Source organism: Paenarthrobacter sp. NPDC056912, assembly GCF_042786555.1.
Taxonomy (GTDB): Bacteria; Actinomycetota; Actinomycetes; order Actinomycetales; family Micrococcaceae; genus Arthrobacter.
Map to the genome: position 1 here is coordinate 14,326 of NZ_JBHUCD010000032.1, position 13,369 is coordinate 27,694.

The window sequence follows — 13,369 nt, forward strand, 5'->3', positions numbered from 1 at the left end:
TGTTAACCGACGGACCCTTCCATCTGCAGTTCAATCAGGCGGTTCAGCTCAAGGGCGTATTCCATGGGGAGTTCACGGGCGATCGGCTCGATGAAGCCGCGCACGATCATGGCCATGGCCTCGTCCTCAGGCATGCCGCGGGACATCAGATAGAAGAGCTGCTCTTCGCTGACGCGGGAAACGGTGGCCTCGTGGCCCATGACGACGTCATCCTCGCGGATGTCGATGTACGGGTACGTGTCTGAACGCGAAATGGTGTCCACCAAGAGGGCGTCACAGCGGACCGTGTTGGCCGAGTGCTTGGCGCCTTCGCGGACCTGGACCAAGCCGCGGTAAGCCGCGCGGCCTCCGCCGCGGGCCACGGACTTGGAAATGATGGAGCTCTTGGTGTTCGGTGCGATGTGCACCATCTTGGAGCCGGTGTCCTGGTGCTGGCCCTCGCCTGCGAAGGCAATGGACAGCGTCTCACCCTTGGCGTGCTCGCCAACGAGGTACACGGCCGGGTACTTCATGGTCACCTTGGAGCCGATGTTGCCATCGATCCACTCCATGGTTGCGCCTTCTTCGCAGATAGCGCGCTTGGTGACGAGGTTGTACACGTTGGTGGACCAGTTCTGGATGGTCGTGTAGCGGACGCGGGCGCCCTTCTTCACGATGATCTCCACAACTGCCGAGTGCAGGGAATCCGAGGTGTAGATCGGAGCCGTGCAACCTTCGATGTAGTGAACGTACGAGTCTTCGTCGGCGATGATCAGCGTGCGCTCGAACTGGCCCATGTTTTCCGTGTTGATACGGAAGTAAGCCTGCAGCGGGATGTCCACGTGGACACCCTTGGGTACGTACACGAACGATCCGCCGGACCAGACAGCCGTATTCAGCGATGCGAACTTGTTGTCCCCCACAGGAATGATGGTGCCGAAGTACTCCTGGAAGATCTCCGGGTGTTCCCGCAGCGCGGTGTCGGTGTCCAGGAAGATAACGCCCTGGGCTTCCAGGTCCTCACGGATCTGGTGGTAGACAACCTCGGACTCGTACTGGGCCGCAACGCCGGAGACCAGCCGGCTGCGCTCAGCTTCCGGGATACCCAGCTTTTCGTAGGTGTTCCGGATGTCCTCGGGGAGGTCTTCCCACGTGGCAGCTTGCTTCTCGGTGGAGCGGACAAAGTACTTGATGTTGTCGAAGTCGATGCCGGAGAGGTCTGCACCCCAGGTGGGCATGGGCTTGCGGTCGAAGTACTTCAGGCCCTTCAGGCGCAGATCGAGCATCCATTCGGGCTCGTTCTTCTTCGAGGAGATGTCGCGGACGACCTCCTCGTTGAGGCCACGACGGGCGTTGGCGCCTACGTCGTTCTTGTCGGCCCAGCCGTACTCGTAGTTTCCGATACCGTGCAGTTCGGGATTCTTCTCCAGAATCTCCGAGATCACAGTGCCGTCAGCTACCGCTTTCTCTGCTAGTTGGTCCGTCATCACGGCCTTTCTTGCTGGTTGTTTGATTCCTGGTACGGGTTTACGGACTGCACTGCGACGCCTGTAGGCACCGTGGCAGCCGGTCGCCCGGTAGGTATGTGGGTTGTGCAGACGTGACCGCCCTGCGCAAGCGTTGACAGGCGCCGTACGTCGACGCCCACCAATCGGGAAAAGACTTTGGTCTCCGTGTCACAGAACACCGGAAACTCGGCCGCAAGCTGCTGTATGGGGCAATGGCCTTGGCACAGCTGCACACTGGACAGTGCCGCAGGCAACGGGGCTTTGGCTTCAATAGAGTGCGCGGAAGCAACATAGCCATCGCGGCTCAGGGCTTTGGAGAGCGCCATGGCCCGGGCGGTAATATCTTCGCCTGCAGCTTCCACCTCAGCGGCGTAGCGGCGCTCCATGTCGGAGAAGCGTTCTTCGGCATACTCGCGCACTGCGTCCTCGCCCGCGATTTCCTGGAGGCGCCTCAGGGCGGAGCTGGCGATGTTGAGGTAGTCATCGCCCAACGTGGATTGCCCCTGCGAACTCAGGACATAGCGGCGTGCGGGCCGGCCTGCACCGGCACCTGCCTTCGCTACTCGTTTGACCTCGATAACGCCGTTGCGCTCCAAGTGGTCAAGGTGGCGGCGGACTGCTGCCGGCGTGAAACCGAGAAGGTCGCCAAGCTCAGCAGCGCTGACCGGGCCGTTCTCGAGCACGGCACTGAGGACGCGGTCCCGGGTACGGTCTTCCGCGTCCGGCAGCGCAGGAGAAGGTACAAAGGCCTCCGCCGCTGCAGCATGCCGCTTTGAGGGCATGGAAAGTGGACTGCTCATGGAATACACAACACAATCATGTCGTAATTTGTTTCATGCATCCAGTAAGGCAAGACTGACCTGAGCTGGCCACAAACTGTGACCGTACTACTTCCCGTAGAATACTCTGGTGCGATCCCCCGATTCCCCTGTCCTCACCATAGACGGACTCATTAAGGATGTAGGCCCCCTGGCCTCCCTTGACGGCAAAATGCTCCGGGTGGTCAGCGGGCTGTCCCTGACTGCCGAACGCGGCCAAGTCACGGCGCTGCTGGGAGCCAACGGCGCAGGCAAGACCACCACCTTGGAATGCGCCCAAGGGCTTCAAAAGCGAACCGGGGGGACCATTTCCCTGCTCGGCGCCGACCCGGACACCGCAGGGGCTGCCTTGAGGTCCCGCGTAGGTGTGATGCTCCAGGACGGTGGGCTGCCGCCGTCGGCCCGTCCCATCCCGCTGTTGCGGCACGTTGCCGGCATGTACCAAAACCCCATGAACCTGGACGATCTGGTGGAACGGCTAGGAATCGGCCAGTTCAGCAGAACCACTGTGCGCCGACTGTCCGGCGGCCAAAAACAACGGCTTGCGCTGGCCGCAGCGCTCGTGGGAAATCCGGAAATCCTTTTCCTCGACGAGCCCAGTGCCGGGCTGGACCCGCAGTCACGCCAGATGGTGTTCGACCTCATCGCCGAACTTCGGGACGCCGGAATGGGAATTGTCCTCACCACCCACCTGATGGACGACGCCGAACGCCTGGCGGACTACGTCTACATCATCGACGGCGGCCACAACGTCGCCGAAGGAACTGTCGCCGAGCTGTTGAGGCACGATCACGCCGCGGACAAAGCCATTACGGACAGGACCCTGCTCTTCGACGCCCCCGCCGGCCTCGATTTCGCAGGAGTGCTCAGCCCGGGCCTTCAGATCACTGAAACGCGATCCGGGAGCTACTCCATCACGGGAACCCTCACCCCCAAGGACCTTGCAGCGCTGACCGCCTGGTGGGCTGAACGGAACATCATGCCCGCCTCGCTGCGCCTCGAAGCACGCAGCCTCGAAGACGTGTTCCTGGACATTTCCGGAAGGGACCTCCGATGAGCAAGCTCCTCTCGCCCAACGCCGGGCCAGCCTCACTGCCGCGCAGGATCATGCAGCAGGGACGCTACGAGACCATCACCATGCTGCGGAACGGCGAGCAGCTCATTCTCGCCATTGTGTTGCCGTTGATGGCCCTCGTTGGCCTGGTGGTCACCCCGCTCCTGGATGGACTGGGCGGATCCCGGGTCGATGTAGCCACGCCCGGTATTCTCGCGCTCTGTGCCATGTCAACGGCTTTTACCGGCCAGGGCATCGCCACCGGCTTTGACCGCCGTTACGGAGTTCTCCGCTTCCTTTCCACCACCCCGCTTGGCAGGGGTGGGCTGATCGCCGGGAAGATCCTCGCCGTCCTGGTAGTCCTGTTTTTGCAGGTGCTTGTTGTGGGAGGCATAGCCGGTCTTTTGGGGTGGCAGCCGCGACCGGAGGCTTGGCTGCCGGGACTTGGCCTGTTGGTCCTGGGAGCGGCAGCCTTCACCGCCCTTGGATTGCTGGTTGCAGGAACGGTACGTCCGGAGGCCACCTTGGCCATCACCAACCTGCTCTGGATACTGCTCGGGGCACTGGGCGGAATTGTGGTGCCCGCCGAACGGCTCCCTGCCATGGCCCAAAGCATCGCCAACTTCCTGCCCTCGGGGGCCCTTGGACAGGCGCTGCGGGATGCCTTCCTGCTCGGCACCGTTCCGCTCCCCGCCGTTCTGATCCTCCTGCTGTGGACTGTGCTAGCCGGCGCCGCAGCTATCCGCTGGTTCAAGTGGAACTAACACCAACTGGAATTGAGAAAACTGTGAGCACGGCATCGCGCCTACCGAAAACCGTCCAGCGCTTTACCGCAAAGCTGCCTACGGAGGTCAACCAAACCATCCGTCGGCTGGCCATTTTGTCGCTGATCGGTCAGACGGTGCTGGTGGTCACCGGTGGTGCTGTCCGACTCACGGCCTCCGGCCTGGGCTGTCCCACATGGCCCCGCTGTACCGACAATTCCCTTGTCAACACACCGGAAATGGGCATCCACGGATTCATCGAATTCGGCAACAGGATGCTGACATTTGCGCTGGCGGCCGTGGCAGCACTCATGCTCGTCTACTTGTGGAACCTCCGTAAGGAACGCCGCGACCTCTTCATGCTGGCGCTTGGCTTGCTCGCCAGCATCCCGGCCCAAGCCGTCATCGGCGGCATCACCGTGTTGTCCAACTTGAACCCATGGGTTGTTGGCCTCCACTTCCTTGTCTCCATGGCGTTGGTGGTCTTTGCAACGCTGCTGGTCAACCGGGCGTTCGGGCGCACTGGCCGATTCATGAACCGAACCCTGCCGTCACTGCCTGTCATCGCCCGACCCGCAATGATGGCGGTCGCTGTCTTTTCGGCCATCGCGGTCATGTTGGGTGTCGTGGTTACAGGCGCCGGCCCTCATGCCGGTGACGCGGACGCACCCAGGAACGACCTCGACTGGGATCTCTTCTCCCACATCCATGCCGTTCCCGCGTATCTCATCACGGCCGGAACGCTCTTTGCCGTCTACCTTGTAGTTCGACACAAGATCAGTGGCCCGTTCAGGACAGCCTCGTTCCTGTTGCTGGCAGTGACGCTGCTCCAGGCCGTCATTGGCTTCACGCAGTACTACAACGGGATTCCTGCATTGCTTGTCGGCGCACACATGCTCGGCGCAGCGCTCTTGATGATCGCCTCAACCAACGCAGCCGACCTCGCGAAGTCCAGCCCCGCGAAGTAGGGCACCAACCGGACGCTCCGCCACGTTCCGTCGCTTTGGGGTGGACGCTCTGTCCTTTCCCGTCGGTTTGGGGTGGACGCTCTGTCCTTTCCCGTCGCTTTGGGGTGGACGCTCTGTCCTTTCCCGTCGCTTTGGGGCGGACGCTCTCTCATTTAGCCGGGTTGGCAAAGCTCAGGGTGTCGGCCAACCCCGAACCCACCGTTGTTCCGACACTCCCCCACCAACAACGACGTCGGCAATTGCCAAGGTGCCGATTGCCGACGTCGGCATACTCCTGGCTTAAGTGAGAGAGCGACCGCGGGTAGGCGGTCGGGACGTGAGAGAGCGACCGGGCCAAGCGGCCGGGACGTGAGAGAGGGACGGACGAAAGCCCTCGGGACGTGAGAGAGGGTTTGGGGTGAGGACCAGAAAGCAGCGACGCCGGCACTCAGGTGAGTGCCGGCGTCGAACGTTTTCGTTGGAAAGAGTGCGGGAAGCTTAGCCGCCGATGAGCGGTGAACCGATGAACGGGTCCACAGCGAGGGCGATGAAGAGCAGGGTCAGGTAGCTGATGGAGCCGTGGAAGACCTTCATAGCGCCCTTGTTGGAGACGTCGCCACCCTGTGCGCGCTTGTACAGGGCGTGGCTCTCGTAAAGGAACCAGGCACCGGCAGCGACGGCCGTGATGGTGTAGACCCAGCCGGCGCCACCGACAGGAATCATCAGCAGAGAGCAGGCGACCATCGCCCAGGCGTACAAGACCACCTGGACGGAAACGACCTTTGCGCCGGCGATGGCACCAAGCATCGGCACCTTCGCGTTGCGGTAGTCCTCGCCATAGCGCATGGACAGCGGCCAGTAGTGGGGAGGAGTCCAGAGGAAAATGACCATGAAGAGAACAATGGCGGGCCACTCGACGGTATTGGTGACCGCGGCCCAGGCAATGAGAACCGGGAAGCAACCGGCGGCTCCGCCCCAGACGATGTTCTGGGCCGTGCGGCGCTTCAGGATCATGGTGTAGATGACCACGTAGAAGACAATGGCACCCAGACCCAACCATGCGGAAAGCGGGTTGGCGCCAAACCACAGGATCGCTATGGACGCTGCGCCCAGGATCCAAGCGAACACGAGCGCCTCGCGCGGCGTGACTTCGCCGGTGACCAAGGGGCGCTTTTCGGTGCGGTGCATCAGCTTGTCGATGTCGCGGTCGATATAGCAGTTGAAGACGCCGGCGCTGCCCGCGGCGAACGCACCGCCCACGAGGGTGGCAAGGATCAGCCCGATGGACGGGAATCCGCGCTGGGCGAAGATCATGGTGGGAAGGGTGCTGACCAGGAGCAGCTCGATGACACGGGGTTTGGTCAGTGCCAGATACGCCTTTAACTTACGGGAAATTCCGATGCTTCCCCGGGCCGGGGACGCGTTGAGGGGCGTATCAGTTGTGCTCACGGCGGCAGTCACTCTGTTCTATGCTCTGGGGTTCTCGCAGCGGCTGCAGTCCCTGGAACCGGGCGCATGAACCGCTGGTGGCCTCCAGATATCATACCGTGGCCGGAAGTGCGCCGATGTCGCCAAAATGCGTGAATGTTTCCGAAACTTCACTCCCCTGCCGCGCCATCGTGATTCATATAAGGGAATTTCTGTCCAGTTAGTGGGATTCCCTGAGTCCCACGACACGTTTAGGGCTAAGCTGTTGAGCAGAACAGCACACGTTGACCATCCGGGAAACCGTATTCTCGGATATCCGTGCGTCTGGATGAGAGATCAACGTTTCAATGGTGAACGGCTGGTAGACACATTGCAGCGGGCGCCATCCTGTGCTTCCTGCGTGCCGTGTTCACTCACCTGCCGTCAGCACAGAGAGGGGCTCGGTTTTCGTGCCACATTTGGAAGAGCAAGAACTGTCATGGACCGATCTGGACAAGAAGGCAGTTGACACCGTTCGCGTGTTGGCCGCCGACGCCGTGGAGAAGGTCGGCAACGGCCACCCTGGTACGGCGATGAGCTTGGCTCCGGCAGCGTACCTGCTGTTCCACAAGCTGATGCGCCATGACCCCAAGAACCCGGACTGGATCGGCCGTGACCGGTTCGTCCTGTCCCCCGGACACACCTCGCTGACCCTGTACATCCAGCTGTTCCTCTCCGGGTACGGCCTGGAACTTAAGGATCTTGAGGCTTTGCGTACGTGGGGTTCGTTGACCCCGGGTCACCCCGAGTACAAGCACACCGCCGGTGTGGAGATCACCACCGGCCCGCTGGGCCAGGGCCTGGCTTCGGCTGTTGGCTTCGCGTACTCGCAGCGCCGCCAGCGCGGATTGTTCGACGCCGATGCTCCCGCCGGTGAGTCGCCGTTCGACCACACCATCTGGGTTATCGCTTCCGACGGCGACCTGCAGGAAGGCGTGACGTCCGAGGCGTCCTCGCTTGCGGGGCACCAGGAACTGGGCAACCTCGTAGTGGTCTACGACGAGAACCACATCTCCATTGAAGATGACACCGACATCGCTTTCACTGAGGATGTCCTCAAGCGCTACGAAGCCTACGGCTGGCACACCCAGCGCGTGGACTGGACCAAGACCGGCGATTACGTCGAAGACGTCCAGGAGCTGTACTCCGCACTGCTCGCGGCGAAGGCTGAGACGTCCAAGCCGTCCATCATTTCGCTGCGCACCATCATCGGCTACCCGGCACCGAAGAAGCAGAACACCGGCAAGATCCACGGCTCTGCACTGGGTGCCGAGGAAGTCGCAGCACTGAAGGAAGTGCTCGGTTTCGATCCGGCCAAGTCCTTCGACGTTGACGAAGAAGTCCTGGCACATGCCCGCAAGGTCCTGGACCGTGGCGCCGAGTCCCGTGCCGCATGGCAGTCCAGCTTTGAGGCATGGCAGTCCGCCAACCCGGATGCTGCTGCCCTGTTGGAGCGTGTTGAAGCGAAGAAGTTGCCTGTGGGCATCGACGCTGCCCTGCCGGTGTTCGAAGCCGGCAAGGATGTTTCCACCCGTGCAGCGTCGGGCAAGGTCCTGAACGCGATTGGCCCGGTCCTTCCCGAGCTCTGGGGCGGTTCTGCTGACCTCGCGGAGTCGAACAACACCACCATCGAAGGCTCGCCGTCGTTCATCCCGACCTCGCGTTCCACGGATGCCTGGAAGGGCAACCCGTACGGACGTGTGCTGCACTTCGGTATCCGTGAGCACGCTGCCGCGTCGATCGTGAACGGAATTTCCCTGCACGGCCGCACCCGTGCATTCTCCGGCACGTTCCTGATCTTCAGTGACTACCAGCGCCCGGCTATCCGCCTTGGCGCGCTGATGGGTGTCCCGTCCCTGTACGTGTGGACGCACGACTCCATCGGCCTCGGCGAAGACGGACCCACCCACCAGCCCGTGGAGCAGCTCGCGTCCCTGCGTGCCATCCCGGGCCTGGACGTTGTCCGTCCCGGGGACGCCAACGAGGTCTCCGCTGCCTGGAAGGTCATGCTGGAGAACCACGAGAACCCGGCCGGCATTGTCCTCACCCGCCAGAACATCCCCACCTACGCCCGTGGCGAAGGTGAAGCCACCGGTGACACTTTCGCTTCCACCGCAGGTGTGGCCAAGGGCGGTTACGTCCTGGCCGAAGCCTCCAAGGACGGCGAAACCGTTGACGCCCAGGTCATCCTGATCGGCACCGGCTCGGAAGTCCAGCTCGCAGTCCAGGCACGTGAAGCACTCCAGGCCGAAGGCATCGCAGCACGCGTTGTCTCCATGCCCTGCGTCGAGTGGTTCAACAAGCAGGACGAGGCTTACCGCGAGTCCGTACTCCCGGCCGCCGTGAAGGCCCGCGTTTCCGTCGAAGCCGGGCTGGCCCTGGGCTGGCGCGAATTCGTCGGCGACGCCGGTCGCTCCATCTCCCTGGAGCACTTCGGCGCCTCGGCAGACTACAAGCGGCTCTTCAACGAATTCGGCATCACCGCCGAAGCCGTCGCGGCCGCAGCCAAAGACTCCCTCGCAGACTCCAACGCATAACTGTCTGCTTCCCTCTCACAAGGAGAAAAACACATGTCTAGCACTCCCACGCAGCAGCTCTCTGACGCCGGCGTTTCGATCTGGCTCGATGACCTCTCCCGCACCCGCCTGGATACCGGCACCCTGCAGAAGCTCATCGATGAAAAGAACGTGGTTGGTGTTACCACCAACCCGTCGATCTTCCACGCCGCCATCACCTCCGGTACGGACTACGACGCCACCATTGCAGCGCAGGCCGCAGCCGGCGCCAGCGTCGAAGAGACCATTTTCGAAATTACCACCACGGACGTCGCTGACGCCTGCGATCTCTTCGCGCCGATTGCCGCCGCTACCAATGGCGTGGATGGCCGCGTCTCCATCGAGGTGGACCCCCGCCTTGCCTGGGACACCGCCGGCACCATCGCCGAGGCCAAGCACCTGTACGCCAAGGTCAACAAGGACAACGTCCACATCAAGATTCCCGCAACCCTGGAAGGCCTCGAGGCCATCACGGCAACCCTGGCCGAGGGCATCAGCGTCAACGTGACCTTGATCTTCTCCTTGGAGCGCTACCGCGCGGTCATCAATGCCTTCCAGTCCGGCCTGGAGCAGGCAAAGGAGAACGGCCACGACCTCTCCAAGATCCACTCCGTGGCATCGTTCTTCGTCTCCCGCGTGGACTCTGAAATCGACAAGCGCCTTGACGGCATCGGCACTGATGAAGCCAAGGCACTGAAGGGCAAGGCAGGCGTTGCCAACGCCCGCCTGGCCTACCAGGTCTACGAGGAGCTCTTCTCCACCGAGCGCTGGGCAGTACTTGCCGAAGCTGGCGCCCTCCCCCAGCGTCCCCTGTGGGCTTCCACCGGCGTGAAGGACCCGGCCTACCCGGACACCCTTTACGTGACGGAACTGGTTGCTGCCGGCGTGGTCAACACCATGCCGGAAAAGACCCTGGACGCTACCTTCGACCACGGCGTAGTCACCGGTGACACCATCACCGGCACCTACGACGAAGCGAATGAGACCCTCAACGCCCTGGAAGCACTCGGCGTCTCCTACAACGACGTCGTGACCCTTCTTGAGACCGAAGGCCTCGAGAAGTTCGTTGGCTCCTGGAAGGAACTCCTCGCCGACGTCGAAGGCGCACTCGTCACCGCACGGAAGGCTTCCTAACCCACTATGAGCACAATCAGCTACGACGCCAGCGGCGCCGCCCAGCAGGCTATTGCCCAGCACATTGACGGTCTGGTCGATGAGAAGATCGCAACCCGGATTTTCGCCAAGGACCACACTTTGTGGGGTCCTGAGGCGGAGTCCGAGTCCGCGATCCGTCTCGGCTGGGTAGAAGCGGCCACCGTGTCCCAGGCTCTGGTCGGGGACATTCTGGAACTTCGTGATGCCCTCCGCGCCGAAGGAGTTACCCGCATTGTCCTCTGTGGCATGGGTGGGTCTTCCTTGGCTCCTGAGGTTATTGCCGGTACCGCCGGCGTCGAGCTGACTGTGCTGGACAGTACTGACCCTGAGCAGGTCGGCGCTGCCTTGAACGACCGGCTGGCGGAGACGGCTATCGTCGTTTCCTCCAAGTCGGGCTCTACTGTTGAGACGGATTCCCAGCGACGGGTGTTCGAGAAGGCGTTCAACGACGCCGGTATCGATGCCAAGAGCCGGATTATCATCGTCACGGACCCGGGCTCTCCCTTGGACAAGGCCTCCCGCGAGGCTGGCTACCGTGCGGTATTCAACGCTGATCCCAATGTTGGCGGACGCTTCTCGGCACTCACAGCTTTCGGTTTGGTCCCTTGTGGCCTTGCCGGTGTGGACATCCAGGCCTTCCTGGACGAGGCCGAAGAAGCAGCTGAAATCCTTAACGAGGACTCAGCTGACAACATCGGCCTGGCTCTGGGTATCGCCCTGGGCGGCACCAGCCCGCTGCGCAACAAGATCGTCATCGCGGAGGATGGTTCGGGCATTGTCGGTTTCGCTGACTGGGCCGAGCAGCTCATCGCCGAATCCACTGGCAAGCTGGGCACCGGTGTTCTGCCGGTCGTCGCCGGTCCGGATTCCCCGGAGGCCCTCAACGGCGCCGAGGACGTCCTGGTGGTGCGGCTGGTAGGTGCCGATGCCGACGTCGAACTTCGTGAGAACGAAGTGGCCATTGCCGGTGGATTGCCGTCCCAGATGTTTGTCTGGGAATTCGCCACCGCGGTTGCCGGGCGCCTGCTGGGCATCAACCCGTTCGACCAGCCCGACGTCGAAGCCGCCAAAGTGGCTGCGCGCGGCTTGCTGGACGCACGCCCGGAACCCACCCCTGCCGCCTTCACCGACGGGGCAGTGGAGGTCCGAGGCGGCGACTGGCTGGGTTCTGCGTCAACGGCCACCGAAGCTGTGCAGGCGCTCCTGGCCCAGCTTGGCCCTGATGGCTATTTGAGCGTCCAGGCCTATCTGGACCGCATTTCGCACGCCCCGCTCGAAGACATCCGTGACGAACTCGCTGCTGTCAGTGGCCGTCCGGTGACGTTCGGTTGGGGCCCGCGGTTCCTTCACTCCACCGGCCAGTTCCACAAGGGCGGACCGGCCATCGGAGTCTTCCTGCAGATCACTGCAGCATCATCCACCGACCTCGAAATCCCTGAGCGTCCCTTCACGTTCGGTCAGCTCATCGCGGCACAGGCGTCGGGCGATGCCCAGGTGCTGGAAGGCCATGGCCGCCCCGTACTGCGCCTGCACCTCACCGAGCGTGCAGCAGGCGTGGCGCAGCTCCAGGAAGTCGTCGCTGCGCTGGCCAACCAGGCCAGCGCACTCGAAAGCTAAGGCACAGAAACAAACATGCCAGAAACTGAAAACGGCAGGAAGAACGCCGGCCTGCGGAACCCTTTGCGGGATCCGCGGGACCGGCGCCTGAACCGCATTGCCGGGCCGTCGTCGTTGGTGTTCTTCGGAGTTACCGGTGACCTTGCCCGTAAAAAGCTCATGCCCGCGGTTTATGACCTCGCGAACCGTGGCCTGCTTCCGCCGAGTTTCGCTTTGGTGGGTTTCGGCCGCCGGGAGTGGGATAACGCGGACTTCGCTGCGGAGGTCAAGGAGAACGTCAAGGCCCACGCCCGGACTAAGTTCGATGAAGCGGTGTGGGAGCAGCTTGCTTCCGGTATCCGTTTTGTCCAGGGCGAGTTCGACGACGACGATGCGTTCGAGCGTCTCGGTGACGTTCTGGATGAGCTGGATGAGACCCGGGGCACCCGCGGTAACCACGGCTTCTACCTGTCCATCCCGCCCAAGGCGTTCGAGCAGGTCTGCCGCCAGCTCTCCAAGCACGGCCTGGCGCAGGCCAGGCCGGGCCAGTGGCGCCGGGTGGTGATCGAGAAGCCGTTCGGGCACGACCTCGAGTCGGCCCGGCAGCTCAACGACATTGTGGAGTCCGTGTTCCCGGCCGATGCCGTGTTCCGGATCGACCATTACCTGGGCAAGGAAACAGTGCAGAACATCCTGGCGCTGCGTTTCGCGAACCAGTTGTTCGAGCCGTTGTGGAACGCCAATTACGTGGACCATGTCCAGATCACCATGGCCGAGGACATCGGCACCGGTGGCCGGGCGGGGTATTACGACGGCGTGGGTGCTGCCCGGGACGTGATCCAGAACCACCTGCTGCAGTTGCTCGCGTTGACGGCGATGGAAGAGCCGATTTCCTTCAACGCCGATGACCTGCGGGCAGAGAAGGAAAAGGTCCTCGCCGCGGTCAAGTTGCCCGAGGATTTGTCCACGCATTCGGCACGCGGTCAGTTCACCGGTGGTTGGCAGGGCGGGGAGGAAGTCCTGGGTTACCTGGACGAGGACGGCATCCCGGCCGATTCGAAGACGGAGACGTTCGCGGCGATCCGGGTGGACATTAATACCCGGCGTTGGAATGGTGTGCCGTTCTATTTGCGGGCCGGCAAGCGCCTGGGCCGGCGCGTCACGGAGATCGCGGTGGTGTTCAAGCGGGCCCCGAACCTGCTCTTCCGTGACCATGGTGAGGATGATTTCGGTCAGAACGCCGTGGTGATCCGGGTCCAGCCTGATGAGGGTGCCACGATCCGGTTCGGGTCCAAGGTCCCGGGCACGCAGATGGAAGTCCGTGATGTGACCATGGACTTCGGTTATGGGCACTCGTTCACGGAGTCCAGCCCGGAAGCCTACGAGCGGCTGATCCTGGATGTGTTGCTCGGTGAGCCGCCGTTGTTCCCGCGGCATCAGGAAGTGGAGCTGTCCTGGAAGATCCTTGATCCGTTCGAGGAGTACTGGGCCGGCCTGGATGAACAACCGCAACCCTACGCGCCGGG

Annotated in this window: 10 protein-coding genes; 7 read left to right on the forward strand and 3 right to left on the reverse strand. The window is 62.6% G+C overall.

The features are described 5' to 3' along the window. Positions 1-2: 2 nt before the first annotated feature. Entirely contained in the window at positions 3-1,466 is a 1,464-nt protein-coding gene (gene sufB, locus ACFRJ9_RS23365) for a Fe-S cluster assembly protein SufB (protein ID WP_377673160.1), read from the reverse strand. After that, the gene (locus ACFRJ9_RS23370) at positions 1,466-2,287 is read right to left on the reverse strand and encodes a helix-turn-helix transcriptional regulator (protein ID WP_377673162.1); all 822 of its coding nucleotides are present in this window, start codon (positions 2,285-2,287) and stop codon (positions 1,466-1,468) included. The genes sufB and ACFRJ9_RS23370 overlap by 1 nt, the downstream gene beginning before the upstream one ends. Positions 2,288-2,396: 109 nt before the next feature. On the opposite strand from ACFRJ9_RS23370, the gene ACFRJ9_RS23375 reads away from it, so the two are divergent. From ACFRJ9_RS23375 to ACFRJ9_RS23385, 3 genes are read left to right on the forward strand one after another with little or no spacing between them, the layout of a single operon-like run. After that, positions 2,397-3,362 carry an ABC transporter ATP-binding protein gene (locus tag ACFRJ9_RS23375; protein WP_377673164.1) on the forward strand — a complete coding sequence of 322 codons (966 nt, stop codon included), beginning with the start codon at positions 2,397-2,399 and terminating at the stop codon, positions 3,360-3,362. Beyond that, positions 3,359-4,123, forward strand: coding sequence for an ABC transporter permease (locus ACFRJ9_RS23380; protein WP_377673167.1), 765 nt, complete (start codon positions 3,359-3,361; stop codon positions 4,121-4,123). The genes ACFRJ9_RS23375 and ACFRJ9_RS23380 overlap by 4 nt, the downstream gene beginning before the upstream one ends. Positions 4,124-4,146: 23 nt before the next feature. Beyond that, on the forward strand, positions 4,147-5,091 hold the full coding sequence (locus ACFRJ9_RS23385) for a heme A synthase (protein WP_377673169.1): 945 nt from the start codon (positions 4,147-4,149) through the stop codon (positions 5,089-5,091). 477 nt (positions 5,092-5,568) lie between these two features. Here ACFRJ9_RS23385 and ACFRJ9_RS23390 read toward each other — a convergent pair whose 3' ends face one another. Beyond that, positions 5,569-6,531, reverse strand: a complete 963-nt coding sequence (locus tag ACFRJ9_RS23390) for a heme o synthase (RefSeq protein ID WP_377673171.1) — start codon at positions 6,529-6,531, stop codon at positions 5,569-5,571. Positions 6,532-6,947: 416 nt separating this feature from the next. Here ACFRJ9_RS23390 and tkt point away from each other — a divergent pair, with 416 nt between their 5' ends. The 4 genes from tkt to zwf form a co-directional block, all read left to right on the forward strand. Further along, positions 6,948-9,074, forward strand: coding sequence for a transketolase (gene tkt, locus ACFRJ9_RS23395; RefSeq protein WP_377673174.1), 2,127 nt, complete (start codon positions 6,948-6,950; stop codon positions 9,072-9,074). 33 nt (positions 9,075-9,107) lie between these two features. Then, a complete protein-coding gene (gene tal / locus ACFRJ9_RS23400) occupies positions 9,108-10,226 on the forward strand; it encodes a transaldolase (RefSeq protein ID WP_377673177.1) in 1,119 nt (372 codons plus the stop codon). A 6-nt stretch (positions 10,227-10,232) separates the two neighbouring features. Beyond that, complete coding sequence (locus ACFRJ9_RS23405; RefSeq protein ID WP_377673179.1) at positions 10,233-11,864, forward strand: glucose-6-phosphate isomerase; 1,632 nt, start codon at positions 10,233-10,235, stop codon at positions 11,862-11,864. A 15-nt stretch (positions 11,865-11,879) separates the two neighbouring features. Beyond that, a partial coding sequence (gene zwf, locus ACFRJ9_RS23410) for a glucose-6-phosphate dehydrogenase (protein ID WP_377673181.1) occupies positions 11,880-13,369 on the forward strand: 1,490 nt, incomplete at its 3' end.

Coding starts and splice junctions, on each gene's coding strand:
- sufB (WP_377673160.1), bottom strand. CDS start 1,466: ATGACGGACCAACTAGCAGAGAAAGCGGTAGCTGACGGCACTGTGATC.
- ACFRJ9_RS23370 (WP_377673162.1), bottom strand. CDS start 2,287: ATGAGCAGTCCACTTTCCATGCCCTCAAAGCGGCATGCTGCAGCGGCG.
- ACFRJ9_RS23380 (WP_377673167.1), top strand. CDS start 3,359: ATGAGCAAGCTCCTCTCGCCCAACGCCGGGCCAGCCTCACTGCCGCGC.
- tal (WP_377673177.1), top strand. CDS start 9,108: ATGTCTAGCACTCCCACGCAGCAGCTCTCTGACGCCGGCGTTTCGATC.
- ACFRJ9_RS23405 (WP_377673179.1), top strand. CDS start 10,233: ATGAGCACAATCAGCTACGACGCCAGCGGCGCCGCCCAGCAGGCTATT.